The organism is Streptomyces sp. NPDC052301, from assembly GCF_044593395.1.
Lineage (GTDB): Bacteria > Actinomycetota > Actinomycetes > Streptomycetales > Streptomycetaceae > Streptomyces.
The window spans coordinates 604,556-629,610 of record NZ_JBIUBE010000004.1; the positions used below are offsets into that span (position 1 = coordinate 604,556).

At 71.6% G+C, this 25,055-nt stretch carries 26 protein-coding genes; 20 read left to right on the forward strand and 6 right to left on the reverse strand.

Going from position 1 to position 25,055, the window contains the following annotated elements; genetic code table 11:
• Nucleotides 1-6: 6 nt before the first annotated feature.
• The 8 genes from sufC (at nt 7) to ACIHEJ_RS13760 (ending at nt 6,172) form a co-directional block, all read left to right on the forward strand.
• The gene (gene sufC / locus ACIHEJ_RS13725; RefSeq protein ID WP_400134987.1) at nt 7-771 is read left to right on the forward strand and encodes a Fe-S cluster assembly ATPase SufC; all 765 of its coding nucleotides are present in this window, start codon (nt 7-9) and stop codon (nt 769-771) included.
• Complete coding sequence (locus tag ACIHEJ_RS13730; protein WP_400134988.1) at nt 768-2,024, forward strand: cysteine desulfurase; 1,257 nt, start codon at nt 768-770, stop codon at nt 2,022-2,024. Before sufC ends, ACIHEJ_RS13730 begins: the two co-directional genes overlap by 4 nt.
• Nucleotides 2,025-2,042: 18 nt before the next feature.
• Complete coding sequence (gene sufU / locus ACIHEJ_RS13735; protein WP_400134989.1) at nt 2,043-2,510, forward strand: Fe-S cluster assembly sulfur transfer protein SufU; 468 nt, start codon at nt 2,043-2,045, stop codon at nt 2,508-2,510.
• Nucleotides 2,507-2,839: a metal-sulfur cluster assembly factor gene (locus ACIHEJ_RS13740; RefSeq protein WP_151783435.1), complete on the forward strand. Its 333-nt coding sequence runs from the start codon at nt 2,507-2,509 to the stop codon at nt 2,837-2,839. Before sufU ends, ACIHEJ_RS13740 begins: the two co-directional genes overlap by 4 nt.
• 118 nt (nt 2,840-2,957) lie before the next feature.
• Entirely contained in the window at nt 2,958-3,281 is a 324-nt protein-coding gene (locus ACIHEJ_RS13745; RefSeq protein ID WP_400134990.1) for a DMT family transporter, read from the forward strand.
• Nucleotides 3,281-3,817, forward strand: a complete 537-nt coding sequence (locus ACIHEJ_RS13750) for a TetR/AcrR family transcriptional regulator (RefSeq protein WP_400134991.1) — start codon at nt 3,281-3,283, stop codon at nt 3,815-3,817. The genes ACIHEJ_RS13745 and ACIHEJ_RS13750 overlap by 1 nt, the downstream gene beginning before the upstream one ends.
• 63 nt (nt 3,818-3,880) lie before the next feature.
• Nucleotides 3,881-4,867, forward strand: a complete 987-nt coding sequence (dapD, locus tag ACIHEJ_RS13755) for a 2,3,4,5-tetrahydropyridine-2,6-dicarboxylate N-succinyltransferase (protein ID WP_400134992.1) — start codon at nt 3,881-3,883, stop codon at nt 4,865-4,867.
• Nucleotides 4,868-5,089: 222 nt separating this feature from the next.
• Nucleotides 5,090-6,172 (forward strand): MerR family transcriptional regulator, encoded by a 1,083-nt coding sequence (locus tag ACIHEJ_RS13760; RefSeq protein WP_400134993.1) that lies wholly within the window; start codon nt 5,090-5,092, stop codon nt 6,170-6,172.
• Between the two features lie 426 nt (nt 6,173-6,598).
• Here the strand turns inward: ACIHEJ_RS13760 and ACIHEJ_RS13765 are convergent, their stop codons facing one another.
• The gene (locus tag ACIHEJ_RS13765) at nt 6,599-6,946 is read right to left on the reverse strand and encodes a helix-turn-helix transcriptional regulator (RefSeq protein WP_400134994.1); all 348 of its coding nucleotides are present in this window, start codon (nt 6,944-6,946) and stop codon (nt 6,599-6,601) included.
• Nucleotides 6,947-7,075: 129 nt separating this feature from the next.
• Between ACIHEJ_RS13765 and ACIHEJ_RS13770 the strand changes: the two genes are divergently transcribed.
• Nucleotides 7,076-7,543 carry an STAS domain-containing protein gene (locus ACIHEJ_RS13770; protein ID WP_400134995.1) on the forward strand — a complete coding sequence of 156 codons (468 nt, stop codon included), beginning with the start codon at nt 7,076-7,078 and terminating at the stop codon, nt 7,541-7,543.
• 48 nt (nt 7,544-7,591) lie between these two features.
• Here the strand turns inward: ACIHEJ_RS13770 and ACIHEJ_RS13775 are convergent, their stop codons facing one another.
• A complete protein-coding gene (locus ACIHEJ_RS13775) occupies nt 7,592-8,098 on the reverse strand; it encodes a hypothetical protein (protein ID WP_400134996.1) in 507 nt (168 codons plus the stop codon).
• 142 nt (nt 8,099-8,240) lie between these two features.
• On the opposite strand from ACIHEJ_RS13775, the gene ACIHEJ_RS13780 reads away from it, so the two are divergent.
• A complete protein-coding gene (locus tag ACIHEJ_RS13780; protein WP_400134997.1) occupies nt 8,241-8,789 on the forward strand; it encodes a SigE family RNA polymerase sigma factor in 549 nt (182 codons plus the stop codon).
• On the forward strand, nt 8,786-10,006 hold the full coding sequence (locus ACIHEJ_RS13785) for a WD40 repeat domain-containing protein (protein ID WP_400134998.1): 1,221 nt from the start codon (nt 8,786-8,788) through the stop codon (nt 10,004-10,006). The genes ACIHEJ_RS13780 and ACIHEJ_RS13785 overlap by 4 nt, the downstream gene beginning before the upstream one ends.
• Here ACIHEJ_RS13785 and dapA read toward each other — a convergent pair whose 3' ends face one another.
• Nucleotides 10,007-10,909, reverse strand: a complete 903-nt coding sequence (gene dapA, locus ACIHEJ_RS13790) for a 4-hydroxy-tetrahydrodipicolinate synthase (protein WP_400135149.1) — start codon at nt 10,907-10,909, stop codon at nt 10,007-10,009.
• A 164-nt stretch (nt 10,910-11,073) separates the two neighbouring features.
• Here dapA and ACIHEJ_RS13795 point away from each other — a divergent pair, with 164 nt between their 5' ends.
• The 3 genes from ACIHEJ_RS13795 to ACIHEJ_RS13805 all read left to right on the forward strand — a co-directional run bounded on the left by ACIHEJ_RS13795 (nt 11,074) and on the right by ACIHEJ_RS13805 (nt 12,683).
• Nucleotides 11,074-11,214, forward strand: a complete 141-nt coding sequence (locus ACIHEJ_RS13795; protein WP_400134999.1) for a hypothetical protein — start codon at nt 11,074-11,076, stop codon at nt 11,212-11,214.
• Nucleotides 11,211-11,906: a hypothetical protein gene (locus tag ACIHEJ_RS13800; RefSeq protein WP_400135000.1), complete on the forward strand. Its 696-nt coding sequence runs from the start codon at nt 11,211-11,213 to the stop codon at nt 11,904-11,906. Before ACIHEJ_RS13795 ends, ACIHEJ_RS13800 begins: the two co-directional genes overlap by 4 nt.
• Nucleotides 11,907-12,116: 210 nt before the next feature.
• Nucleotides 12,117-12,683 carry a DUF3618 domain-containing protein gene (locus ACIHEJ_RS13805; protein ID WP_400135001.1) on the forward strand — a complete coding sequence of 189 codons (567 nt, stop codon included), beginning with the start codon at nt 12,117-12,119 and terminating at the stop codon, nt 12,681-12,683.
• A 54-nt stretch (nt 12,684-12,737) separates the two neighbouring features.
• Here the strand turns inward: ACIHEJ_RS13805 and ACIHEJ_RS13810 are convergent, their stop codons facing one another.
• Nucleotides 12,738-14,564, reverse strand: a complete 1,827-nt coding sequence (locus ACIHEJ_RS13810; protein WP_400135002.1) for an endonuclease/exonuclease/phosphatase family protein — start codon at nt 14,562-14,564, stop codon at nt 12,738-12,740.
• Between the two features lie 265 nt (nt 14,565-14,829).
• On the opposite strand from ACIHEJ_RS13810, the gene ACIHEJ_RS13815 reads away from it, so the two are divergent.
• The 5 genes from ACIHEJ_RS13815 to ACIHEJ_RS13835 all read left to right on the forward strand — a co-directional run bounded on the left by ACIHEJ_RS13815 (nt 14,830) and on the right by ACIHEJ_RS13835 (nt 21,586).
• A complete protein-coding gene (locus ACIHEJ_RS13815) occupies nt 14,830-16,257 on the forward strand; it encodes a hypothetical protein (protein WP_400135003.1) in 1,428 nt (475 codons plus the stop codon).
• Between the two features lie 162 nt (nt 16,258-16,419).
• Entirely contained in the window at nt 16,420-17,874 is a 1,455-nt protein-coding gene (locus ACIHEJ_RS13820; RefSeq protein ID WP_400135004.1) for an alkaline phosphatase PhoX, read from the forward strand.
• A 356-nt stretch (nt 17,875-18,230) separates the two neighbouring features.
• The gene (locus ACIHEJ_RS13825) at nt 18,231-19,811 is read left to right on the forward strand and encodes a TROVE domain-containing protein (RefSeq protein WP_400135005.1); all 1,581 of its coding nucleotides are present in this window, start codon (nt 18,231-18,233) and stop codon (nt 19,809-19,811) included.
• A gap of 94 nt (nt 19,812-19,905) precedes the next feature.
• The gene (locus tag ACIHEJ_RS13830; protein ID WP_400135006.1) at nt 19,906-20,553 is read left to right on the forward strand and encodes a GntR family transcriptional regulator; all 648 of its coding nucleotides are present in this window, start codon (nt 19,906-19,908) and stop codon (nt 20,551-20,553) included.
• A gap of 13 nt (nt 20,554-20,566) precedes the next feature.
• Entirely contained in the window at nt 20,567-21,586 is a 1,020-nt protein-coding gene (locus ACIHEJ_RS13835) for a 1-aminocyclopropane-1-carboxylate deaminase (protein ID WP_400135007.1), read from the forward strand.
• A gap of 27 nt (nt 21,587-21,613) precedes the next feature.
• On the opposite strand, the gene ACIHEJ_RS13840 is transcribed toward ACIHEJ_RS13835, so the two are convergent.
• Nucleotides 21,614-23,056 carry an MFS transporter gene (locus tag ACIHEJ_RS13840; protein WP_400135008.1) on the reverse strand — a complete coding sequence of 481 codons (1,443 nt, stop codon included), beginning with the start codon at nt 23,054-23,056 and terminating at the stop codon, nt 21,614-21,616.
• 108 nt (nt 23,057-23,164) lie between these two features.
• On the opposite strand from ACIHEJ_RS13840, the gene ACIHEJ_RS13845 reads away from it, so the two are divergent.
• A complete protein-coding gene (locus ACIHEJ_RS13845) occupies nt 23,165-23,731 on the forward strand; it encodes a TetR/AcrR family transcriptional regulator (protein WP_400135009.1) in 567 nt (188 codons plus the stop codon).
• 46 nt (nt 23,732-23,777) lie between these two features.
• Here ACIHEJ_RS13845 and ACIHEJ_RS13850 read toward each other — a convergent pair whose 3' ends face one another.
• Complete coding sequence (locus tag ACIHEJ_RS13850; RefSeq protein ID WP_400135010.1) at nt 23,778-24,950, reverse strand: TerD family protein; 1,173 nt, start codon at nt 24,948-24,950, stop codon at nt 23,778-23,780.
• Between the last annotated feature and the right edge of the window lie 105 nt (nt 24,951-25,055).

Sequence of the window (25,055 nt, forward strand, 5' to 3'; positions counted from 1 at the left end):
GCACCCATGGCAACGCTTGAAATCCGAGACCTGCACGTCACCGTCGAGGCCGACAACGCCACGAAGGAGATCCTCAAGGGCGTCGACCTCACCGTGAAGCAGGGCGAGACGCACGCCATCATGGGCCCCAACGGCTCGGGCAAGTCGACCCTCGCCTACTCCCTCGCGGGTCACCCGAAGTACACGATCACCGCCGGTACCGTCACCCTGGACGGCGAGGACGTCCTGGAGATGTCCGTCGACGAGCGTGCCCGCGCCGGCCTGTTCCTGGCGATGCAGTACCCGGTCGAGGTCCCCGGCGTCTCGGTCTCCAACTTCCTGCGCACCTCCGCCACCGCCATCCGCGGCGAGGCCCCGAAGCTGCGCACCTGGGTGAAGGAGGTCAAGGAGGCCATGGAGCGCCTCAACATGGACCCGGCCTTCGCCGAGCGCAACGTGAACGAGGGCTTCTCCGGCGGTGAGAAGAAGCGCCACGAGATCCTCCAGCTCGAGCTGCTCAAGCCGAAGGTGGCGATCCTGGACGAGACCGACTCGGGTCTGGACGTCGACGCCCTGCGCATCGTCTCCGAGGGCGTCAACCGCGTCCGCGAGACCGGCGAGGTCGGCACCCTGCTGATCACGCACTACACGCGCATCCTGCGCTACATCAAGCCCGACTTCGTCCACGTCTTCTCCGCCGGCCGGATCGTGGAGTCCGGCGGCGCCGAGCTCGCCGACAAGCTGGAGGACGAGGGCTACGAGGCATACACGAAGGGTGGCGTATCCGCGTGACACAGCTGCCGGGCCTCCTCGACACCGAGGCGATCCGCAAGGACTTCCCCGTCCTGGACCGGCTGGTCCACGACGGCAAGAAGCTCGTGTACCTGGACAACGCGGCGACCTCGCAGAAGCCGCGCCAGGTACTGGACGCCCTGAGCGAGTACTACGAGCGCTACAACGCCAACGTCCACCGCGGTGTGCATGTGCTCGCCGAGGAGGCCACGGCGCTGTACGAGGGCGCGCGCGACAAGGTCGCGGCGTTCATCAACGCGCCGAGTCGCGACGAGGTGATCTTCACCAAGAACGCCTCCGAGTCGCTGAACCTCGTGGCGAACATGCTGGGCTGGGCCGACGAGCCCTACCGGGTGGACCACGAGACCGAGATCGTCATCACGGAGATGGAGCACCACTCCAACATCGTGCCGTGGCAGCTGCTGGCGCAGCGCACGGGCGCGAAGCTGAAGTGGTTCGGCCTGACCGAGGACGGCCGGCTCGACCTGTCCAACATCGACGAGATCATCACGGAGAAGACGAAGATCGTCTCCTTCGTGCTGGTGTCGAACATCCTGGGCACGGTCAACCCGGTCGAGGCGATAGTGCGCCGCGCCCAGGAGGTCGGCGCGCTGGTCTGCATCGACGCCTCCCAGGCCGCCCCGCACATGCCGATGGACGTGCAGGCACTCCAGGCCGACTTCGTGGCCTTCACCGGCCACAAGATGTGCGGCCCGACCGGCATCGGCGTCCTGTGGGGCCGTCAGGAGCTGCTCGAGGACCTGCCCCCGTTCCTGGGGGGCGGCGAGATGATCGAGACCGTCTCGATGCACTCCTCGACGTACGCCCCGGCGCCGCACAAGTTCGAGGCCGGCACCCCGCCGATCGCGCAGGCGGTCGGTCTGGGCGCGGCGATCGACTACCTGCAGTCGATCGGCATGGAGAAGATCCTCGCCCACGAGCACGCGCTCACGGAGTACGCGGTGCAGCGTCTGGCCGAGGTGCCGGACCTGCGGATCATCGGCCCGACGACGGCCGAGGACCGGGGCGCCGCGATCTCCTTCACGCTCGGTGACATCCACCCGCACGACGTGGGCCAGGTTCTGGACGAGCAGGGCATCGCGGTCCGCGTCGGCCACCACTGCGCGCGGCCCGTCTGCCTCCGTTACGGAATTCCTGCGACCACGCGAGCGTCGTTCTATCTGTACTCCACGCCGGCTGAGATCGACGCACTGGTCGACGGCCTGGAGCACGTACGGAACTTCTTCGGCTGAGAGGCGTGAGCTGAAACCGTGAAGCTGGACTCGATGTACCAGGAAGTCATCCTGGACCACTACAAGAACCCGCACGGGCGTGGTCTGAGGGATGGCGACGCCGAGGTGCACCATGTGAACCCGACGTGCGGCGACGAGATCACCCTCCGCGTGAAGTACGACGGCACCAAGATCGCGGACGTCTCGTACGAGGGCCAGGGCTGCTCGATCAGCCAGGCCTCGGCCTCCGTGCTGAACGAGCTGCTGGTCGGCAAGGAGCTGGCCGACGCGCAGAAGGTCCAGGAAACCTTCCTGGAGCTGATGCAGTCCAAGGGCCGGGTCGAGCCCGACGACGCGATGGAGGACATCCTGGAGGACGCGGTCGCGTTCGCCGGGGTCTCCAAGTACCCCGCGCGGGTCAAGTGCGCCCTCCTGAGCTGGATGGCGTGGAAGGACGCGACGGCCCAGGCGCTGGACGGCGCCGACGCCGAAAGGAAGACCGCATGAGCGACACCGTCGAGATGAAGCCGGCCTCCGAGGAGGAACTCCGCGAGGCCCTGATGGACGTGGTCGACCCCGAGCTGGGCATCGACGTCGTCAACCTCGGTCTGATCTACGGCATCCACGTCGACGAGTCCAACATCGCGACCGTCGACATGACCCTGACCTCCGCGGCCTGCCCGCTGACGGACGTCATCGAGGACCAGGCCAAGTCCGCCACGGACGGCCTGGTCAGCGAACTGCGCATCAACTGGGTCTGGATGCCGCCGTGGGGTCCGGACAAGATCACGGACGACGGCCGCGAGCAGCTTCGGGCGCTCGGCTTCAACGTCTGAGACATCAGCCCGCGACAAGGGGTCATGGCCATGGACCATGACCCCTTTCGCATGCCCGGACCCCGCCGTCAACCACCGTTGTGTACGGCCGTACACATCCATGTGTACGCTCGTACACATGGGATACCTGTTGCTCGCCGGCGCCATAGCCGCCGAGGTCGCCGCGACGACGGCGATGAAGTACAGCGAGGGGTTCAGCCGACTGGGGCCCTCGCTCGTGACGGCTCTCGGTTACCTCGTCTCCTTCGCGCTGCTCGCCCAGACGCTGAAGAGCGTGCAGATCGGCACGGCGTACGCGATCTGGTCCGGGGTGGGCACCGCCACCATCGCCGTCCTCGGTCTGCTGCTGTTCGGCGAGGGACTGAACCCGGCCAAGCTCGCCGGGATCCTGCTGATCATCGGGGGAGTGGTGGTGCTGAACCTCGGTGGGGCGAGCCACTGATGCCGCGGCGCTACGACCCCGAGCGGCGCCGGCGGATCATCGACGCGGCGATCCGGGTGGCCGGCCGCGACGGCATCGCCGGGCTGAGCCACCGTACGGTCGCCGCCGAGGCGGACGTCCCGCTCGGCTCCACGACCTACCACTTCGCCACCCTCGACGACCTGCTGGTGGCCGCGCTCTGCCAGGCCAACGAGGGCTTCGCGCAGGTGCTCGACGCGAGCGGGGTCCTGGCCGGCACCGGCGGCGACCTCGCGGCCGGTCTCGCCCGCGTCCTCGGCGAATGGCTCGGACGCGACCGGCCGGGCGTGGAGCTGGAGTACGAGCTGTACCTCGCGGCCCTGCGCCGCCCCGCCCTGCGCCCGGTCGCCGCCCAATGGACGGAGGAGACCGTCCGGCGACTGAGCGCGCGGGTGGACCCGGTGACGGCGCGGGCGCTGGTCGCGCTGCTGGACGGAATCTGTCTGCAGGTACTGCTCACGGGCGGTTCGTACGACGAGGAGTACGCCCGGGCCGTGCTGGCTCGGGTGATCCCCTGAACCGGCGCCCGGCACGTGAGACACGGTTCGCTCCCGCACCCCGCCCCACGTTAGGTTTTCCCCATGACCGACACTGCTTCCCGTACCACCGGCGCCGTGGCCGCCGGCCTCGCCACGATCGCCTCCGACGGCACCGTTCTCGACACCTGGTTCCCGGCCCCCGAGCTGGTCGAGCAGCCGGGTCCGGCCGGCACCGAGCGGCTGTCCGCCGAGCAGGCGGCGCAGCTGCTGGGCGGTGGCGCGACCGCGGCGACCGGCCCGGATGCCCGCCGGGGCGTGGAGGTGGTCGCGGTCCGCACGGTCATCGCCTCGCTGGACGAGAAGCCGATCGACGCGCACGACGTCTACCTGCGTCTGCACCTGCTTTCGCACCGGCTGGTGAAGCCGCACGGGCAGAGCCTGGACGGCATCTTCGGCCACCTCGCCAACGTCGCCTGGACCTCGCTCGGCCCGGTCGCCGTGGACGACGTGGAGAAGGTGCGGCTGAACGCCCGCGCCGAGGGCCTGCACCTCCAGGTGACCTCGATCGACAAGTTCCCGCGGATGACGGACTACGTCGCCCCCAAGGGCGTGCGCATCGCCGACGCCGACCGGGTCCGGCTGGGTGCGCACCTGGCCGAGGGCACCACGGTCATGCACGAGGGCTTCGTGAACTTCAACGCGGGCACGCTCGGCACCTCGATGGTCGAGGGCCGGATCTCCGCGGGCGTCGTGATCGGCGACGGTTCGGACATCGGCGGCGGCGCCTCCACCATGGGCACGCTGTCCGGGGGCGGCAACGTGATCATCTCCGTCGGAGAGCGCTGCCTGATCGGCGCGGAGGCGGGCGTGGGCATCGCGCTCGGCGACGAGTGCGTGGTCGAGGCCGGTCTGTACGTCACGGCGGGCACCCGGGTCACCATGCCCGACGGCCAGATCGTCAAGGCCCGCGAGCTGAACGGCGCCTCCAACATCCTCTTCCGCCGCAACTCGGTCACCGGCACGGTCGAGGCCCGCCCGAACAACGCGGTCTGGGGCGGCCTGAACGACATCCTGCACAGCCACAACTGACGCACCGAGGCCGTGACATGCGGCCGCTGCACCCTCGAGCGCCCTTCCACGGCCCCAGGACGGCCGGGAGGGCGCTCGTGCGTGGGTCCCGCTCGCAGAGGCTGTCGTACCTCCGCCGGATGCGCGTGGCGGGCGCGGCCTCCTCCCTGTCCGTCGGGTTCCGGAGCCGAGGTTGACCCTCGACCTTGTGCAGGGCTCAGAGTTCCAGGTGTGGAGAGCGAGATGCGCAGCATTGGTGAGATGGCCCGGGAGAGCGGACTGGGCGTGAGTGCCCTGCGGTTCTACGACCGTACCGGTGTGCTCGTCCCGGCCCGGGTGGACCCGGTGAGCGGCTATCGCTGGTACGACCCCGCCCAGCTCGAGGAGGCGCGTCTGCTGGCGCGGTTGCGCCGGGCCGGCATGCCGTTGGCGGACGTTCGACTGGTCCTGGCCGGCTGGTCCGGTGCGGACAAAGACCTGGTCGGTGAACTGCTTCAGGCGCACCTGCGCCGTCTCGAACGGGATCTGTCCGATGCCCGCGATGAGTTCTCCACGCTCCAGGAACTACTCGCGTACAGGGAGAACACCTTGACCTCTCGTCTGGTCACCACCGTCCGGCTGACCGCCTCGGCTCCTGAGCTGGCAGCCGCACTGGACGCGGTCCGTTTCGCGTGCAGTACCGATCCGGAGCTGCCGATGCTGGGCGGCGTCCTGTTCGACATCGAAGAGGCCGCACTGCGCGTCGTGGCCACCGACCGGTACCGGATGGCTGTCGCGCGAGCCGGTGCCACCGGGCACGGCGGACCCGCTGTGCAGGTCGTCGTGCCTGCCCCGCTCGTCGACGCGATGCGGGCGTTGGTGAACGGCGAGGAACCCGTACGGCTCTCAGCGGACGGTGATCGAGTGACACTGGAAACGGGGGACGGCCAGGCGTCGGGCCGGCGCCTCGACCACGACTTCCCCGATTACCGTCGCCTCGTCCACCTGCCGACCGGACGCCGCGCCCTTGTCGATGTGGCGGTTTTCCGGAAGGCGGTGGAGAGCGGTCCCGTCCGCACGAGCGAGGTGCGCCATCAGGACGGAGCGTCCTACGACCTCAGTGTGCTGAAGGTGGCACACGACGGCACCGTGGTCGTCTGCGACGACGGCGACGACGACCAGAACCAGGTGGCCGTCAACCGCGAGTTCCTGCTGGACGCGATCGCTGCCGGGGGCCGGGACCGACTGGTCCTCGAGTTCGGCGTCCCGACGGCGCCCATCGCGATCCGTCGGCCCGATGACGAGGAGACGTTCTCGCTACTGATGCCGGTGCGTCTGGAACACTGACGGTCCCGACCGTCACCGGGCTGCGGTCGGTGCAGGCCTGTTCCGAGCCGTGCGGACGTGCGGCAGCGATGAATTTGCGGACCGGTGAGGAGTGCCGGCGCTGCGAGCGCCGGGACTCGAAGGACACTGCCGTGTGGTCGTGCGGGGCGTCGGAACGCACCGTGGTGGCCCGCTCCACCGACGGGAAGCTCGTCGCCATCGTCGTCGACGTGGGCACCTGCTCCACACCCTGCCGCTGCCGGCCATGACCGCGTCGGACGACTCCGACGACCTCGATCGGCTCGACGTCCTCGACACCGCCGACGGCGCGGTGAGCATCGGCCGGCCCGACGGCAGCGGGGACCTGCTGATCACCACAAACCGTCCCCGCCCCGCCGTGTCGTCGACCGACGGTGCGACAGCTGCCCCGGCGCACCGGTTTCGAGGTCAGAGCGGGCGCGCGGTGTCGGCGTCCGGCGCCACGCGATGGGCTTCGTCCTGGACGAGCAGGGCAAGGAGCGAGGCCACCGTCAGGCCCTGGCCGGCTTCGGTCGGGTGGCGCAGGATCCTGGCGGGGTCGATCCGGTAGCTGTTGCCGCGCCCCTGGCGGGTGTGGGAGAGGTAACCGGCCTGTTCCAGGTCGGCGATGATCTTTTGCACTGCGCGCTCGGTGAGCCGGCAGCGGGCGGCGATGTCGCGGACGCGTGCGCTCTGGTTGTCCGCGATGGCCGCAAGGACGCGAGCGTGGTTCGTCAGGAACGTCCATCCGTTGTGGGGCTCGGGCACCTCATCCATGCCCCGAGTCTACTGAACGAGCATGCACGTATCCAAAAGCATGCACGATGGTTCGTGTATATGTTGACGTACGTTCCTCTCGTGGGGGAACGTTGTAGCGGACCACGGCGAGCGCATCGGGAGTGAGCCATGCAGCACCCTTCCCACCGGGCACGGTCCGTCACGGCGTCGGGCTTCCCCCGGCCGGGCAGAAGAGTCGTTGCCAAGCCCCTTCCGCCCGGCCGGATAGCCACGTCGTACGCGTCGAGCGGCGAGCGGGTGCATGTCACCGTGCGCGGTGAACTCGACCTCGTCTCGGGCGACCGGCTCCGTGACCGACTGAGTGCTGCGCTTGCCGCTTCGTCCAGCGGACTCGACCTGGACCTGAGCGGGCTCAGCTTCTGCGACTGCGCCGGCCTGAGCGTTCTCCTGGAGCTTCGCCGGCGGGCCCTGAGCCAGAACAAGACCGTCGCCATCCAGGACACCAGCCCCGCGATCGACAGGTTGCTCGAACTCGTCGGAGCGCAGGACCTGTTTTCCCCTCCGCGGCCGCGGTGCACGGAACCGCGCCGCCCTGCGCCGGCCGTCGTTCCGCTGAACGGTGGGGTCCGCCGCTGAACGAGGGCGGACCGCGACAGTGACCGCGGCCCCGCTCCGACCAGCGCCCTAGCGGGGCAGGGCGGACGCGAACCGCGCCAGCGCCGTGAAGTCGCCCTCCCGCAGTCCGACCCTCGGATCGACGTGCTGGAGCAGGGCGGGACCTGGGTGGTGGGTCCCGACGTACCGGGTGTCCTCCGGGGCCTGCTCGTCGTCCACCCAGGCGAACGGGCGGCCCTCCGCGTACGCCACGATCGCCTCCGTCTTCCAGTGCACCCCGTCGGGCCGGAACGCGAACAGGCCGGTGCCGAAGTCGACGTACGGCAGCTCGGGCAGGCCCAGGACCGGGGCGATCCAGCGGTTGGCCTCGGCCATCCACGTGGTCGCCCAGCACAGGTCGTAGCCGAGACCGAGCAGCGCCGGGCCGTGGGCCGGGTTCAGCCAGACCCGCAGGGGACGCCGGAAGGCCTCCACGGTCGGCCGGATGGTCGTATAACCCTCGGGACGGCGCTGGGCCTTGGCCGCGTACGGGTTGAGGGGGCCGTCGACGTCCAGGAACAGCAGGGGGCGGCTCACGGGGGACACGGTACGGCAGCGGGCGCCCGCGGCCACCGGGGTTTTTGTCGCCGCGGGACAGGCATAGCGGCGCTCCGTTCCACGCGTCACAAGGAGTGCAGGGCCCGGACAGCCGGGGGCCCGGGGGAAAGAGAAGGTGACGATGGATGCCGAAGCGCAGGAGAGTTTCCGGGAGTTCGTGGCCGGCCGGTCGACCGCGCTGCTGAAGACCGCCGTGCTGCTGACCGGCGGGGACCGGCACGCCGCCGAGGACCTGCTGCAGAACGCGCTGGTGAAGGCGGCCGGGCGCTGGCAGCGGATCGACGAGCCGGAGGCGTACGTACGGCGGATCCTGTACCGGCAGCAGGTCAGCCGCTGGCGGCTGAAGTGGTGGCGGCGGGAGGTCACCGTCGCCGAGCCCCCGGACACCGGCCACGCCCCGGACGCCTCGGGCGCCGCCGAGCTGCGGCTCGTGCTGCGCACGGCGCTGTCCCGGCTCACCGCCCGCCAGCGCACCGTCCTGGTACTGCGCTACTTCGAGGACCTGCCCGAGGCCGACGTGGCCCGGATCCTGGGCTGCTCCGTGGGCACCGTACGGTCCACCACGCACCGCTCCCTGGCCCGGCTGCGCGTCCTCGCGCCCGAACTGTCCGCGCTCGGCGGCGAGCAGCGGCCGTCCCGTGACTTCTCGCCCCTGGAGGTGCGCCCGTGAACGTCGAGGAACTCGTGCGTGACGCACTGCGGGAGCAGGCCGCGCAGCAGCCGCCGGCGGCGCCGGGATTCGCCGACCGGGTACTGGGCGCGCGCCGGCGCCGCCGTACCCGCCGGCTGGTGTCCGTCGCCGTCGCCACCGCGGCGGTGGTCGCCGTCGGCGTCGGGGTGCCCCTGCTGGACTCCGGCGGCGGGAAGGACGTACGTCCGTCCGGTGTGCTCGGCTCCCGTGACGTCACGGCGCACCCGGACCAGGGACCGCCGCGCGAGCTGATCGCGGCGGGGCGGTCGGTGCTGGCCGCGTACTACACCCTGAAGGTGGTGCCGCGGAACGCCGACGTCGCGGCCGGTGAGCGCACGTACTGGCTGTTGAACCCGAGGACCGGCCGCTACGAGAAGGACGACCGCTGGTCGTTCGTCGCGGTCGCCCCCGGCCTGCGGACGGCCGCCGTGCTGGAGCGGGACCTGCCCGCCCCCCGGATCGGACTGCTCGACCTCGCGACGGGCAAGGTCGAGCGGTGGATCCCGGTGTCGCACGGTGTCGCCGGGCTCGCCTTCTCGCGGGACGGCCGCAGACTGGTCGCCACGGCGTACACGGAGAACCCCGACGGGTTCGCGAAGGCGATGGACGCGCGGACCGGCCGCTACGGCTGGGGACCGCGGTTCGGATCCACGTCCCGGACCGGCTTCGAGGTCGTGGACGTGGCCTCCGGCAGGGGGAGCTGGGCCGCGGTCCCACCGGGCCGGGAGTTCCTGGGCCGGGAGGACTTCTCCTTCAGCCGCACCGGTGACCTGCTGTACGCGCAGGTCGTGGGGTCGCGCGACGGCATGCAGCAGTTCTACGACCTCACCGGCAGGAAGGTCGCCCCGCCCGCGAACGAGCGCCGGCTGCGGTCGGACGTGAGTGCCCGGCTGTCCCCGGACGGACGGCTCGCCGCCTGGGGCCTGGTGGCGGAGCCGCACCACACGTCGTACTCCTCGATCCTCGATCCGCTGACCGGCAAGGAGATCACCCGGGTGCGCGGCTCCCACCTGCTCGCCTGGGCGGATGACAAGCGGCTCATCGCCTGGGAACGGGACCCGGACATGGAGCGGTACCGCCCCCGGCTGGTGCTGGTCACGATCGGCAGTACCGAGGTCGTCCCGCTGAGCGGCTTCCAGGAGCCGAACGACGGCTACGGCACACGGGACTGGCAGCCGGTGTTCGCCGACCGCTGATCAGACCGCCAGGAGCTCCTCGTAGCGCGCCAGCAGCCCGTCGGCCGGCTCCCGGCCGGCGGGCAGCAGCGGTGCGCGCACCGGGCCCGCGGGCAGTCCGAGGCGGGCCAGGAGGGCCTTCGCGGTGACCGTGCCGGGCAGGCCCGCGCCCGCCATCGCCTCGATCAACGGCATGGCGCGCAGTTGGAGTTCGGTGGCACGGGCGGTGTCGCCGGCGTCGAAGGCGTCGAGGATCGCGGCGATGTGCCCGGGGACCGCGTTGGCGACGGTGCTGACGCAGCCCGCCGCGCCGACCGCGTACAGCGCGAGCACGTGCTCGTCGCAGCCCGCGTAGTACGCCAGGTCCGTGCGGGCCAGCACCTTCTGGGTGCCGAGGAAGTCGTACGAGCAGTCCTTGACGGCCACGATCCGGGGATGTCCGGCCAGGCTGATCATCGTCTCCGGCTCGATCCGGGTGCCGGTGCGGCCCGGGATGTCGTAGAGCATCACGGGCAGCCCGCTCGCGTCGGCCACCGCGCGGAAGTGCGCCTCCACCGCCTCCTGCGGTGGCCTGCTGTAGTACGGCGTCACCACCAGCACCCCGTCGGCGCCCGCCTTCCCGGCGGCCAGGGCCAGCTCGACGGTGTGCCGGGTGTCGGAGCTGCCGACGCCCGCGACCAGCCGCGCCCGGTCGCCGACCGCGTTCCGGACGGCCGTGACCAGCTCCGCCTTCTCCGCGTCCGTCGTCGTCGGTGACTCGCCGGTCGTGCCGTTCAGGACCAGACCGTCGCAGCCCTCCGCCACCAGGCGTTCCGCCAGCCGTCCGGCGCCGTCGAGGTCGAGGGTGCCCGACGGGGTGAACGGGGTGACCATCGCGCAGAGCGTGCGGCCGAAGGGGCGGGCGGGTCTGCGTGAGGTCGTCATGGTCGTCATGGGGGTAGTTTCTGCGGAGCACCGATGTAGCTCAACTTAAATCTACTACGATCTATCGGTAAGTATTGCTTCACTGTCCCGAGATCCTATGTCCAACTCGGCACCTCATGGGTCACTATGGCCGGAGGGTCACCGACGTCGTCATGGGAGGCACCATGAAGCTCGGCAAGGCACTGGCCACCGGGGTCGCCGAGGAGCGGCCGCTCGTCCACGAGCAGGAGATCGAGCTCCTCGAGGAGCGCATCCGCACCGAACCGGCCGAGCCGGCCCGCGAAGAGGTCCCGGCCGTCCGATGAGACTCCGGCTCCCGGTGGAACGCCCGACGGAGCCGCCGACCGGATACAAGATCGCCCACCCGCTGCTGTCCCAGGACGGCACCCGGGCCGGGTTCACCGGCGTCTCCCTGGGCGGCGCACTGCCGTACGCCGTCCTGGACGAGGCCTCCTGCGTCTACGGCAGGCGGCACCGCCCGCCCGCGCGCCTGTGCGACTGCGGGTTCCACTGCGTCCACGAGCGCGCGGCCGCCGAGGCCCTGCTGTGCACGGCCGAGCACCGGGAGGCGGTCCTGCTGGAGGTCTCCGTGCTCGGCGCCTACATCCGCTTCGAGCGCGGTTTCCGCTGCGCCCGGCAGCGGGTCCGCACCGCCACCGTCGGCCCCTGCGTCTGCGGCACCACCGCCGTCGCCCTGGCCGACGCCGGCTGGGGCAGACCCGGCTGGCGGGCCCTCGCCCCCGCCTGCGCGGGCTGTGCGCGCGCCCGTACGTCCGTCTCGCTCGCCTCCTTCGCGCGGCTGGCGGGACTGGGGCTGCGGGTGGTCGCGGGCGGCGGTGGTACGACGGCCCCGTCCGCCGAGTTGACGGCCGGCGGCGCGCCGGGTGTACCGGAACTCGCCGCCGAGGCCGCGCTGTTGCAGGCGCGCCTCGACTGGTTCCAGGCCCAACTCGCGCGCCTCGGCGAGCGCGGGAATCAGGGAGGAGGACAGGGCTGACGGTCTAACGGTCTTCGGCCCGGGTACCCGGAGGTTCCGTACAGAGAGGAGGCGGAACACCGTGACCGCGACTCCGCACGCACGGCCCGCGGCGACGGGCACCCCTGGCCGGAGCGGCCACCGCCGCCCTCTGGCCACCGCCGCCTTCCCCGAGGAGACGCTCGGCAGCGTCGGGGCGGATGTCGACGTGATCAGGGAAAGGGCACACCGATGACGCACAGGATCCCGCACCGCTCGGGCGCCAAGGGCCCCGACGAGCTGCGGCAGCAGATCGAGCACACCAGGCATCAGCTCGGCGACACCCTCGCCCACTTGGTGGGCAGGGCCGATGTGAAGGGCCGGGCCCGGGTCCGGGCCGCCGACCTGAGGGACAAGGCCGGCGCCATGACCGTCCAGCTGCGGGCGGGCGCCGCCCACGCGGGTCACGGCATGCAGGACCGGGCGGCGAAGGCCGGCCACCTGATGCAGGACCGGGCCCTGAAGGCCGGGCACACCGCGCAGGAGCGGATGGCGAAGGCCGGCCATCTGATGCAGGAGCAGGCCGGCCGGGGCGGACACGCCCTGCAGGACCGGGCGGCGCAGGCGGGGCACGCCCTGCAGGACCGCGCGGCGCACGCCGGGCAGGCCGTCCGGCACGACACGCGCGTGCCCGGGCCGGTGCGTTCCGCCTGGGGCGCCGCGCTGCGCCGCCCGAAGCCTGCGCTGATCGCCGGCGCGGCGGGCGCCGCCCTCGTCGCGGCGGCCGTGATCTGGCGAAGGATCGACCGGCAGCAGTGAGCACAGGACGGCGGGACCGGCCGGACGTCGCCGTCCGGCCGGTCCCGCCCCGTGTCACGGACGGAACCGCAGCACCTGCGGGTCGTGGTCGCTGATCTGGTCGTTGAACTCCGAGTTGATGTGCACGCTGTCGTACTCGAAGTCACAGCCGCGCCGGATCGCCGGGCTGATCAGGATCTGGTCCAGGACCTGCTCGTTGCCCTGGTAGTCATAGGTGTACCGCTCGTTCCTCGGCAGCGACTTGATCGCCGACCACAGCTCGCCGTCACCCTCCATGATCTTGGCGGTGTCGGAGAACTCGAAGTCGTTCATGTCGCCGAGCGCGATGACGTCCGCGTTCTTCTGGATCTTCAGGATGTCCTTGACGAACGTGTTCACCGCGGTCGCCTGCGCGTGGCGCTGGATCTCCGAGCTGCGGGTCACCGGCTGGTACTGCGCGGTCAGCGGCTGGTCACCGCCCTTGGAGATCAGGTGGTTGGCGATCACGAAGACGGTCTTGCCGCGGAAGACGAACTGGCCGACCAGCGGCTTGCGGCTGGCGTGCCAGGCCGCGTTCGCCGGGTCGATCCGGCCCGGTGAGGCCGTCAGCTCGGCCTTGCCGTGCTCCTTGGTGACGCCGACCGCGGTGGTGGAGTCGCCGCCCGCACGGTCCACGAAGGTCACCCGCTCCGGGTTGAACAGGAACACCTGGCGGATGTTGCCGCCCGGCTCGCCGCCGTCCTGGTCGTTGACCGGGTTGATCGAGCGCCAGTCGTACTTGGGGCCGCCGGCCGCCACGATCGCGTCGATCAGCTTGTTCACGGTGACGCTCGCGTCGACCGTGCCGTCGTCCTTGGCGCCGTTGTTGTCCTGGATCTCCTCCAGGGACACGATGTCCGGGGACTGCAGGTTGTTCACGATCGCGGCGGCGTGCTTGTCGAAGGTGTTGTCCGACGGGTCGAGGTTCTCGACGTTGTAGGTCGCCGTCGCCAGTTCGCGGCTCGACTGCTTCTGCGTCGTCTCGCGCTCCAGGCCGGCGCTCTTCAGCGTGCCGAGCTTGCCCGCGACGAGGGTGTAGCCGCCGTACTGGTTGAAGTCCATCGGGCCCGTGGTGGCACCCTCCAGCGTGTCGCCGACGTTCGCCTTCGGGAAGTCGGCGGTCGAGCCCAGCGACTGGATCTGCAGCCGGCCGGTGTTCTGGGAGTCGTAGGAGCCGTAGACCGTGCCGCCGCGGCGGCTCTTGTGCTCGTGCGGCTTCACCGTGACCCACAGCTCGGCGTAGGGGTCGGTGCCGGTGACCACGCGGACGTCCTCGACCTGGACGTTCATGCCCTCGAGGGACTCGTAGTAGTCCAGGGCGTACTTCGAGGGGTCCAGGGTCAGGCCGTTGATCGAGCCGTTCGCGGCGGTGTCGCCGGCCGGGGTGTACGCGCGCGGGACCGACTCGGCGCCGATCACGACCGGCGCCGGGACCGCGTTGCCGGTGGAGACGGTGGTGACGGTGGGCTTGGTGATCTCCGTCAGCGACTGGTTGCCGGTGGAGGCACCGCCCGGGACGTACTCGGAGACCGTGCCGGTCACCGTCACCGAGTCGCCGACCGCGACCTTCGGCGTGGAGCTGGTGAAGACGAACACGCCCTCACTGGTGGCCGGGTTGTCGTCCGGGGTCGCATCCTGGATCCAGAAGCCTCTGGAGGAGCCGTAGGTGCGCGTGGCCGTGACGATGCCGGGCACGTCCGTCACCTTCTGCCCGGCGAACGGGGATATCCGGGTCGTGCCCTGGATGTCGTGGATGCGCACCGAGTCGGCGTGCGCGGGCGAGGTGAGGACGACGGCGGACGCGGCGCTGCAGACGGCGGCGACGGTGAGCGCGGCGAGGCGCGCGGAAGACCTGCTCGGCAAGGGTTCCCTCCGGGGACATACGTGAACGCCGGGACGAGGGTGGAACGGGAGCGTGTGGGGCTCGTAGCCCTCCGTGACACGCGTAGAGCCGAGTGAACAGTTGTCCCCCCAACTTCTACGCGCGTCAATCTCCTGCCTGGCGTGGGGAGTTGTCAAGGTTTCGGCCATGTACGCCTACCGACGGGGAGATGAACCGGGCGGCATGGGTGGAAATCCGTCTAGGCTGAGCGGCTGAGCCCGTTAACGGTCCGAGGAGAACCAGCCGATGTCAGACAGCTCCCCCCTGCCGCCCGTACGGCTGCACCCCGAAGCGGAGCTGGCGCGCGCCGCGCTGTCCACGCCGGTGCTCTCCCGCGCCGCCCGCCTCGCCCGCTGGGCCGGCCCCGACACCCGGGTGGACGCGGGTGGCGGACTGGTCGAGGAGCAGCTTCCCGCCGCCGCCGCCGAGCTCGGACTCGGCGGTGACGACGCCGCCGCGTACGCCAGTGAGGCCTGGCGGGTCGCCGTGGACGCCGGCCTGGTCGAGATCGTGGACGAGGAGGCCGGGACGGTCCGGGCCGCGGAGGAGCTGAAGCGGCTCACCGGCGGCTCCCCGCACGACGTCCTCGCCGTGTGGCTCGCCGCCCTGGACACGGTCCTGGCCGATGCGAGCGTGCCCGACCTGGATGGCCTCGTCGACGCGCTGGAGGAGGGCGGCGAGGTCGATTTCTCGTCACTCGACTGGGACCCGGAGGCCGAGGCCGAATTCCTCGACGGCGTCCTCGGCAACCTCTACCTGCTGACCGTCGGTGAGGACGGCCCCGGCGAGAGCCCGGTCCCGCTGCCCGCCCTCGCGGCCTCGATGATCGTGCCCGACGACATGGGCGAGCCCACCAACGACGTGCTGGAGCAGGTCTCCGACGCGATGATGCGGCTCGACGACCAGTTCCGGATGCTGGAGCCGATCGGCCTCGTGGAGTACCAGCCGGTGGACGAGGCGCTGATGGCCGACGGCGACGAGGAGCCCGCCGCGCCGGTGGACGAGGACGACGTCTCCCGCTACGGCATGGTCCGGCTCACCCCGCTCGGCGCGTACGGGCTGCGCGCGCGGCTGCTGGAGGCCGGGTTCGATGCGCCCGCGGTCGGTGAACTCGCCGACAAGGGCGCGGACGCGCTGCTCGACGGCACGGCCCGCTTCGGGCAGTCCGCCGCCCGCGCCGAGACGGAGCAGTGGCTCACCCGGCGGGAACCGCTCGCGGCCGCCCGGGAGTTGCTGGCGGCGGCACGGGGCGCCGACGCGGGCGCGCCGCTGCGCAGGCTGCGCTGCCAGCAGGCGCTGTCGCTGGTGGGCCCGGACGCCGAACCGGCGCTGCGGGAGGTCCTCGACGACCCCGCACTGGGCGGGCTCGCCCGGGTGTGGCTGAGCGAGCGGGGCGCCGCCGGGGTGCCGGCGCCCTCCGAGGGAATGGTGTTCTGGCTGACCATCGACACGGTGGCCGCGCAGCTCCAGGCCGAGGGCAACTCGGAGGAACTCCAGGCGCTGGTCGAGGGGCTGGCCGCACAGCACAGCGGGTTCTTCGCCGCGGCCTGGCGGGTGGACCATCCGGCCACCGCGGAGGTGCTGGAGGCGATGGGGCGGCTGCACCCGGACAAGAAGGTGGCGAAGCTGGCGCGGAAGGCGGCTTTCAAGGCGCGTTCCCAGCAGGGAGGTTGACAGCCCCTTGGGCCGGTCATGGGCCGGTGCATACGGATTCTTGAACAAGGGCCTCCGAAGTAGGCCTTTGTTCAACTCCCGTTCAAGGTGTGGCGAGAGCGTGTGCGCCGAACCGAGGTCCGCCACCCTCCACGGCACTCCCACCGTCTCAGGAGACACACCATGTCGCTCACCCGCAGGGACTTCGCCAGAAAATCCGCGATCACCGGTGCCGGGGTCGCCCTGGCGGGCAGCGTCGGCGCCCTCGCCACCGCCCCGAACGCCCTCGCCGCGACGGACGTCGACATCGTCGAGGACGCGGACTCCGCGCACGACGGCCACCACCACGGCGTCGGCTACGGCCCGCTGCTCCCCGACCCGAACGGTCTCCTCGCCCTGCCCGCGGGCTTCACGTACAAGATCATCACCTACAGCGGCCGGACCAAGCTGGAGTCCGGTGAATTCACGCCGTCCAACCACGACGGCACCGCCACCTTCGAGGGCCCCCGCGGCACCACCCTCCTGGTCAACAACCACGAGCTGGCCGGTGCCCGCGCCCAGTGGCCGCACCCGGTCCCGCTCACCGAGGGCCTGGTCTACGACCCGGCGGCGGCCGGCGGCTGCACCGTCGTCGAGGTCCGCCGCGGCGGCGAGGTCGCCGAGTGGGTGGGCATCGCCGGCACCGCCACCAACTGCGCGGGCGGCAGCACCCCGTGGGGCACCTGGCTGACCTGCGAGGAGACCGAGGACAAGGCCGGCAAGAACGGGTTCACCAAGGACCACGGCTACGTCTTCGAGGTCGACCCCGAGGACCGCCGGGCCAACCGCGACCCCAAGCCGATCAAGGCCCTCGGCCGCTACGCCCACGAGGCCGTCGTCGTCGACCCCAAGCGCGGCCACGCGTACCTGACCGAGGACGCGGCCGGCCCCAACGGCCTGCTCTACCGCTGGACCCCGCCGGAGGGTTTCCGCCACGGCCGCGGCAGGCTGCGCAGCCTCGCCGACGACGCCGGCGTGCTCCAGGCCTTCAAGTGCTTCGACTCCGGCGGCAAGTTCGTCGACGACCTCTCCCGCGCCACGAAGACCGGCACGGTCTACGGCGTCGACTGGGTGGACGTGCCCGACCGGGACGCCAGGACGGTGTCCACCCGCAAGCAGTTCACCGACGGCCAGATCACCCGCGCCCGCAAGCTGGAGGGCATGTGGTGGGGTGACGGCGGCACCTACATCGTCTCCTCCTTCGCCCGCGCGGAGAGCCCGGTCCAGCACGACGGCCAGGTCTGGTTCTACGACCCCAAGCGCCGCACCCTCACCCTGAAGGTGCTGCTCGGCGTCAACCCCGATCCCGCCCAGGACGGCGCCTTCGACGGTCCGGACAACATCACCGTCTCCCCGTACGGCGGCCTGGTCATCGCCGAGGACGGCGAGGGCGTCCAGCACCTGTTCGGCGCCACCGAGAGCGGACGTACGTACCCGATCGCCCGCAACGAGCTCAACATCGGGACCGAAGCGGAGCCGGAGTACAGCGAGTTCACCGGCGTCACCTTCTCACCCGACGGCCGCACCCTGTTCGCCAACATCCAGACGCCCGGGATCATGCTCGCCATCACCGGGCCGTGGAAGCGGCACAAGCGGTAACCGCCGCAGCGGTCGTTAATTCGCTCGCACCCCGTCAGCTGCGCCTCCTACAGTGAGATCACAACGTCACGCACCTCCCGGTGCGAGGGCAGCGGCTACTTCCCTTTCACGGAATGCACATCAGCCGCAGCCGACCTGATCTCGGGAGGCGCAGCTCATGGTGGGTGCCCGGTGCGCAGGCAGCGGTTACTTCTCCGGATCGGACGGTTGCGGGTTCGAATCCCGTCATCGACTTCGGGTCGGTGTAGCTCAACGGATAGAGCATCTGACTAAGTCCGCCGCCGACTCCTGATCTCGGACACCTTCCATTTGCTGTGCCTCCCTCCGAAACGGCAACGAATTCGGGGGAATTCACCATGGCGCGGTTCAACACGCGCGCGGCGAAGGCGCAGCCCGCCTCGCCGGTCGCCACCACCGGCCGGACCCTGCGGACGCACCAGGGCGGCCGGGGCCAGGAGCGCGACGCGCGCTCGGAGCTCTTCCTGCTCGCGGTGTCCCACTTCCTCGGGAACACCTTCTACGAGAGCGCCGAGGACCGCGACGACCGGTTCGCCCGGCTCGTCCGCGACCTCGCCGTCAGCGACCCGGCCTGGACGGCCGGCCTGCTGCGCTGGCTGCGCGGCGACGGCAACATGCGCACGGCCTCGATCGTCGGCGCCGCCGAGTACGTGCGGGCACGGCTCACGGCGGGCGCGACCGACGGTCCCACGGGCCGGCAGGTCGTGGACCGCGTGCTGCAGCGCCCGGACGAGCCCGGCGAGTTGCTCGCCTACTGGACGTCGACGTACGGCCGTGCCGTCCCCAAGCCGGTCAAGCGCGGGGTCGCCGACGCGGTACGGCGGCTCTACCACGCCAAGTCGCTGCTGAAGTACGACACCGCGTCCAAGGGCTACCGCTTCGGCGACATCCTCAACCTGGTGCACGCGGCACCGGACCCGGACAAGCCGCGGCAGGGCGACCTGTTCCGCTACGCCCTCGACCGCCGGCACCACCCGGACACCGCCGTACCGCCGGCCTCGCTGCCGGTGCTCGCCGCGCACCGCGAGCTGATGGCGCTGCCGGTGGAGGAGCGGCGGGCGGTCGTCACCTCGCCCGGCGGTGCGGAGCGGCTCGCGGCGGCCGGCATCACCTGGGAGGCGCTGGCCGGCTGGCTCCAGGGCCCGATGGACAAGGCGGCGTGGGAGGCCGTGATCCCGTCCATGGGCCCGATGGCTCTGGTCAGGAACCTGCGCAACTTCGACGAGGCCGGGGTCTCGGACGAGGTGGCCGCGCGGGTCGCGGCGAGGATCAGCGACCCGGAGCAGGTGGCGCGCTCGCGGCAGTTCCCCTTCCGCTACCTGGCCGCCTACCGGCACGCGCCCTCGCTGCGCTGGGCCCACCCGCTGGAGCGGGCGCTCGGCCACTCGCTGGCCAACGTGCCCGCGCTGCCGGGCCGGACGCTGGTGCTGGTCGACCGCTCGGGCTCGATGTTCTGGGCGCAGTCGTCCGACCGTTCGCAGCTCACCCGGGCCGACGCGGCGGCGATCTTCGGCACCGCGCTCGCGCTGCGGGCGGCCGAGGCCGACCTGGTGCAGTTCGGGTCGACCAGCGGCCGGGTGGCGTTCCGCAAGGGGGAGTCGGTGCTGAAGGTCCTGGAGCGCTTCGGCAACCTGGGCGGCACCGACACCACCGAGGCGGTGCGCCGGCACTACCGCAGGCACGACCGGGTGCTGATCGTCACGGACGAGCAGTACGCCCCGCACCGGCACGGCGACCCGACGGAGCAGATCCCGGCCGACGTGCCGGTCTACACCTGGAACCTGGAGGGCTACCGGGCGGGTCACGGCCCGTCGGGCACGGCGAACCGCCACACCTTCTGCGGCCTGTCGGACTCCGCCTTCCGCATGGTGCCGCTGCTCGAGGCGGCGCACGACGCCCACTGGCCGTGGCAGGAGTGAACCACGGCCGGCCCTGAGACGTGGCCCGCACTTCTACGGGGGGTGCGGGCCACACCTCTTTTCATCCCCGCCTCTGACATCTAACATTTCAGTCATGCAGGCCCTACGACCCGTGCCCCGCACGCTCCTCCGGGACCGCGCCTGTGCCGCGATCCGGGACGCCATCGTGGCCGGGGAGATCGAGCCCGGCACCGTGGTCCGCGACGCCGAACTGGCGGAGCGGCTGGGGCTGTCGCGGGCGCCGGTGCGCGAGGCGTTCGCGCGGCTCGTGGACGAGGGGCTGCTGGAGAGCAAGCCGCAGAGCTACACCCGGGTCACCGCGCTCGTCGCCGCCGACGTGCGGGACGCGGCGGCGGTGGTCGGTGCGATGCACGAGCTGGTCACCCGGGTCGCCGTCCCCCGCCTGCGGGAGCGGGACCTGGCCGAGATGCGCGCGGCCAATGAGCGCTTCGCCACCGCCGTGCGCACCGGTGACGTGGACGAGGCCCTGCGCGCCGACGACGACCTGCACCACGTGCTGGTCCGGGTGAGCGGCAACCGCGCCGCCGCCGCCACCGTCGCCCGCTACACCCCGCTCATCCGCCGCCTGGAGCGGCAACGCTTCGGCGAGGGCGGCTCCTGCCGCTCCGCCGGACTGCACGAACGGCTGATCGAGGCCTGCGCCGCCGCCGACCCGGACGGTGCCGTCCAGGTCACGGCCGGCATCTGGCGCACGCTCGCCGACCTGGCCGACGCCGACTGACCCCGGAGGTCCCGTGTCCCTGTCCGCCGCCCTGGCATCGTACGAGCGCTACCCCCTCCTCTTCGGCCCCTCCCCGGTGCACCCCCTGGAGCGTCTGACCGCGCACCTCGGTGGTGCCTCGCTCTGGGCCAAGCGGGAGGACTGCAACTCAGGGATCGCCTACGGCGGCAACAAGACACGCAAACTGGAGTACCTGGTCGCCGACGCGCTCGCGCAGGGGTGTGACACGCTCGTGTCGATCGGCGGGGTGCAGTCCAACCACACTCGCCAGGTCGCCGCCGTCGCCGCCCGGGCGGGGCTGTCCTGCGTCCTGGTGCAGGAGAGCTGGGTGGACTGGCCGGACGCCGTGTACGACAAGGTCGGCAACATCCTGATCAGCCGGCTCGCCGGGGCCGAGGTGCGGCTGGTGCGGGCCGGGTTCGGGATCGGGGTCAAGGAGAGCTGGGAGCAGGCGCTGCGGGACGTCGAGACGGCGGGCGGGAAGCCGTACGCCATCCCGGCCGGGGCCTCCGACCACCCGCTCGGCGGCCTCGGCTTCGCCGGATGGGCCGACGAAGTCGCGCGGCAGGAGCGGGAGACGGGCGTCTTCTTCGACACGGTGGTCGTGTGCTCGGTGACCGGGTCCACGCAGGCCGGCATGGTCGCCGGGTTCCGGGCGCTGGAGGAGGCGGGTGGACGGCCCCGCCGGGTGATCGGGATCGACGCCTCCGCCGACCCCGCCGCCACCAAGGACCAGATCACCCGCATCGCGACCGCCACCGGTCGACTGCTCGGGCTCGAGGGCGAGCCGGCCGTCGAGCTGGACGAGCGGTACCACGCGGGGACCTACGGCGTCCCGGACGAGGCCACCCTCGAAGCCATGCGACTGGCCGCGCGGACCGAGGGCATGGTGACCGACCCGGTGTACGAGGGGAAGTCGATGGCCGGACTCGTCGATCTCGTCCGGGGCGGGGAGATCGGCAAGGACTCCACCGTGCTCTACGCACACCTCGGCGGCCAGCCGGCGCTGAACGCGTACAGCGCGTTGTTCTGACGGGGCGGGGCCGCCGGACGGCGGATCCTAGGCGCCGGAGCGGGGTTTCCTGCCGGTGAGTGCCGTCCCCGCCACCAGCAGCGCCGCCAGGGCGATCAGCGCACCCACGCCGAACGCGTCGGCCGCGCCGTGGGTGAGGACGGCGTCCGGCGATCCGGTGGCGTGCCGGGTCGCCGTGCCGTACACGGTGACCAGGACGGACAGGCCGACGGTCCCGCCGAGCCACTGCAGGGCCTGCAGGAGCCCGGAGGCGGCGCCCGCCTCCCTCGGCGCCACGGCGGCGAGGATCGTGGCGTTCAGCGGCATGAAGCTCAGCCCCACGCCCAGCCCCAACAGCAGCAGCGGGCCGAGCAGTCCGGCCGCATAGCCGTCCCCGGTGTGCAGCCGCCACAGCAGGCCGGTGCCCACGGCGACCAGCGACATGCCCGTCAGCAGCACCGGCTTGGTGCCGAACCGGGCCAGCAGGCGGGGCACCAGCCGTACGGTCGTGAACATCACCAGGGTCATCGGCAGGAACGCGAAACCCGCGCGCAACGGGCTGTAGCGCAGCACCTGTTGGCAGATCAGGGTGAGGAAGTAGAAGGCGCCGAACATGCCCGCGGGCAGCAGCAGGATGGTGGCGTAGCCGGCCGCCCGGTTGCGGTCGGCGAACAGGCGCAGCGGCAGGACCGGTTGGCCGGCCCGCGCCTCGACCAGGACGAAGGCGGCCAGCAGGGCCGCGGCCACGGTGAAGCCGAGCTGGGCCCGGGTGTCGCTCCAGCCGGACCCGGAGACCCGGATGAACGCGTACACCAGCGAGGTCGTGCCGGCCGTCCCGGTGAGCGCGCCCGCCAGGTCGAACCGGCCCGCGTGGCGCGGGGTCTCGGTGACGAAGCGGGGCAGGGCGAGCGCGAGGGCGATGCCTATGGGCACGTTGATGAGCAGGGCCCAGCGCCAGGACGCCCAGGAGGTCAGCATGCCGCCGAGGACCAGGCCGACGGAGCCGCCGATGCCGGCCATGGAGGAGTAGACGCTCAGTGCGCGGTGCCGGGGCGGCCCTTCGGGGAAGCTCGTGGTGATCAGGGCGAGGGTGCTCGGGGCGATCAGGGCACCGCCCAGACCCTGCAGCGCGCGGGCGGCGAGGAGCCAGGTCCCGTCGGTGGCCAGCCCGCCGAGCAGGGAGGACAGCGCGAACAGCAGGACGCCGGCGGTGAGCGTGCGGCGACGGCCGAGGAGGTCGCCGACGCGGCCGCCGAGCAGCAGCAGCCCGCCGAAGGCGAGGGTGTAGGCGTTGAGGACCCAGGACAGGCCGGTGCGGCTGAAGTGCAGGCCCCGCTGGATGTCGGGCAGCGCTACGTTGACGACGGTGGAGTCCACGCCGACCATCAGGTAGGCGGTGACGATGACGAGAAGGGTGGTACCGAGCCTCGCGGGCGGCGAGGGTGCGGTGGGCGCGTCGGTGGCGGCGGACGGTGCGGACGGGGTGGACATGGCGGTCTCCCGGTCTGGGCGTCCCCGGGGCGGCGATAAGCGGGGACTGTCTCCGTTTAATGCCCGCTAAGATACGGAGAGGGTCCCCGGTTTGCAAGGAGTTACTGGATGACGCAGGTCAGGCCCATGCGTGCGGACGCTCGGCGCAACTACGAGCGGTTGCTGAAGGTGGCGGCCGAGGCCTTCGCCGAGCATGGGGAGAACGCGTCACTCGACGACATCGCCAAGCGGGCGGGCGTCGGCTCGGGCACGCTCTACCGGCACTTCCCGACCCGGCAGGCGCTGCTGGAGGCGGCGTACGTGGACCGCATCGAGGCGCTCGGGGTGCGGGCCGAGGAGCTGGCGAAGGAGCTGCCGCCGGGCGAGGCCCTGATGGAGTGGCTGCACGAGCTGTGCGTCGCCACGATCCAGGTGCGCGGGATGAAGGCGCTGCTGGGGTCGGCGGTGACCGACGGCAGCTCGGCGGCGCTGACGGCGTGCGGCACGGTGGTGAAGGGCGCGGCGAGCCGGCTGGTGGAGGCGGCGCAGGCGGAGGGCGCGCTACGGGAGGATCTCGAGCCGATCGAGCTGCTGCGACTGGCGCACGGGGTGTCCACGGCGTCGGAGCTGGCGAACGGCCAGGGGCGGGAGATCGGACGGTACTTGAGGCTGCTGGTGGAGGGGTTGCGGCCGTAGGGCCGTGCCGGGGGGAGCCTCGTCCCCGGCACGGTCCCCCGACGAGCTACAGCGCCCGAGCCCCCGGCTCCACCATGTTCCGCACGGTGCGGGCCTTCACGAACTCGCCCAGCGCCGTCATGTCCCACTCGCCCGAGAACTGGCGGATCAGCTTCGCCATCATCACGCCCGTCTGCGGCTCGGCGTGGGTGAGGTCGAAGCGGACCAGTTCCTCGCCGGTGGTGCCGTCCAGCAGACGGCAGTAGGCCTTGGCGACCTCCGTGAACTTCTGGCCGGAGAAGGAGTTGACCGTGAAGACCAGGCCGGTGACCTCCTGCGGGAGCCGGCCGAGGTCGACCACGATCACCTCGTCGTCACCCCCGCCCTCACCCGTCAGGTTGTCCCCGGAGTGCTTGACCGCGCCGTTCAGGATCGTCAGCTTGCCGAAGTAGCAGCTGTCGATGTGGTTGCGCTGCGGCCCGTACGCGATGACCGACGCGTCCAGGTCGATGTCCGCGCCGCGGAACGCCGGCTCCCAGCCGAGGCCCATCTTCACCTGGGAGAGCAGCGGCCGGCCGCCCTTGACCAGGGACACGGTCTGGTTCTTCTGCAGGCTGACCCGGCCCTTGTCCAGGTTGATCTTCCCGGCACCCGGCACCGGAGCGGGCGGTGCCGGGGGAGCCGCGGGAGCCGGCGGGGCGGCCACCTGCGGCGCCGGTGCCACAGGTGCCGGTGCCGCCGCGGCCGGCTCCTCCACCGTCACCCCGAAGTCCGTCGCGATGCCCGCCAGTCCGTCGGCGTACCCCTGGCCGACCGCGCGGGCCTTCCACTGGCCGCCCCGGCGGTAGATCTCCACGACGACCAGCGCGGTCTCCGTGCCGAGCTGCGGCGGTGTGAACGTGGCCAGCACCTCGCCGCCGTCCGCGTCGCGCACGGTGGCCGTCGGCTCGATGCCCTGGAAGGTCTGGCCGGCCGCGTCCGGGCTGGCCGTGACCACGATCTTCTCGATGTCCGGCGGGACGGCGGCGGTGTCGACCGTGATCGCGTCGGGCGCCGCGCCGCCGCCGGAGGCATACGACACGCCCGGGCCCACCGGCTGGTTGTAGAAGATGAAGTCGTCGTCCGAGCGCACCTTGCCGTCGGCGGTGAGCAGCAGGCCCGACACGTCGAGCCGCACGGGAGCGGCGACGTCCACCGTGACGCGCACGGTGGAGAGAGGGATGTTCGAGCCAGGGGTCATAGCTGTCATGCCGGGTGAACGAACGACACCGCTTTACCGTTCCCTTACCAGCCGAAACCCTTCCAACGGCCCAACCGCACGCCTCGACCGCACGGGTCGGCGGCC

What these genes read in the sequence shown, in the direction of transcription:
- ACIHEJ_RS13840 (WP_400135008.1), bottom strand. Translation starts at nt 23,056, where the DNA reads ATGTCCACCCCGTCCGCACCGTCCGCCGCCACCGACGCGCCCACCGCA.
- ACIHEJ_RS13750 (WP_400134991.1), top strand. Translation starts at nt 3,281, where the DNA reads ATGCCGCGGCGCTACGACCCCGAGCGGCGCCGGCGGATCATCGACGCG.
- ACIHEJ_RS13760 (WP_400134993.1), top strand. Translation starts at nt 5,090, where the DNA reads ATGCGCAGCATTGGTGAGATGGCCCGGGAGAGCGGACTGGGCGTGAGT.
- ACIHEJ_RS13745 (WP_400134990.1), top strand. Translation starts at nt 2,958, where the DNA reads ATGGGATACCTGTTGCTCGCCGGCGCCATAGCCGCCGAGGTCGCCGCG.
- ACIHEJ_RS13780 (WP_400134997.1), top strand. Translation starts at nt 8,241, where the DNA reads ATGGATGCCGAAGCGCAGGAGAGTTTCCGGGAGTTCGTGGCCGGCCGG.
- ACIHEJ_RS13830 (WP_400135006.1), top strand. Translation starts at nt 19,906, where the DNA reads ATGCAGGCCCTACGACCCGTGCCCCGCACGCTCCTCCGGGACCGCGCC.
- ACIHEJ_RS13740 (WP_151783435.1), top strand. Translation starts at nt 2,507, where the DNA reads ATGAGCGACACCGTCGAGATGAAGCCGGCCTCCGAGGAGGAACTCCGC.
- ACIHEJ_RS13805 (WP_400135001.1), top strand. Translation starts at nt 12,117, where the DNA reads ATGACGCACAGGATCCCGCACCGCTCGGGCGCCAAGGGCCCCGACGAG.
- ACIHEJ_RS13820 (WP_400135004.1), top strand. Translation starts at nt 16,420, where the DNA reads ATGTCGCTCACCCGCAGGGACTTCGCCAGAAAATCCGCGATCACCGGT.
- ACIHEJ_RS13850 (WP_400135010.1), bottom strand. Translation starts at nt 24,950, where the DNA reads ATGACCCCTGGCTCGAACATCCCTCTCTCCACCGTGCGCGTCACGGTG.
- ACIHEJ_RS13795 (WP_400134999.1), top strand. Translation starts at nt 11,074, where the DNA reads ATGAAGCTCGGCAAGGCACTGGCCACCGGGGTCGCCGAGGAGCGGCCG.
- sufC (WP_400134987.1), top strand. Translation starts at nt 7, where the DNA reads ATGGCAACGCTTGAAATCCGAGACCTGCACGTCACCGTCGAGGCCGAC.
- ACIHEJ_RS13815 (WP_400135003.1), top strand. Translation starts at nt 14,830, where the DNA reads ATGTCAGACAGCTCCCCCCTGCCGCCCGTACGGCTGCACCCCGAAGCG.
- dapD (WP_400134992.1), top strand. Translation starts at nt 3,881, where the DNA reads ATGACCGACACTGCTTCCCGTACCACCGGCGCCGTGGCCGCCGGCCTC.
- ACIHEJ_RS13800 (WP_400135000.1), top strand. Translation starts at nt 11,211, where the DNA reads ATGAGACTCCGGCTCCCGGTGGAACGCCCGACGGAGCCGCCGACCGGA.
- ACIHEJ_RS13770 (WP_400134995.1), top strand. Translation starts at nt 7,076, where the DNA reads ATGCAGCACCCTTCCCACCGGGCACGGTCCGTCACGGCGTCGGGCTTC.
- ACIHEJ_RS13845 (WP_400135009.1), top strand. Translation starts at nt 23,165, where the DNA reads ATGACGCAGGTCAGGCCCATGCGTGCGGACGCTCGGCGCAACTACGAG.
- dapA (WP_400135149.1), bottom strand. Translation starts at nt 10,909, where the DNA reads ATGACGACCTCACGCAGACCCGCCCGCCCCTTCGGCCGCACGCTCTGC.
- ACIHEJ_RS13765 (WP_400134994.1), bottom strand. Translation starts at nt 6,946, where the DNA reads ATGGATGAGGTGCCCGAGCCCCACAACGGATGGACGTTCCTGACGAAC.
- ACIHEJ_RS13825 (WP_400135005.1), top strand. Translation starts at nt 18,231, where the DNA reads ATGGCGCGGTTCAACACGCGCGCGGCGAAGGCGCAGCCCGCCTCGCCG.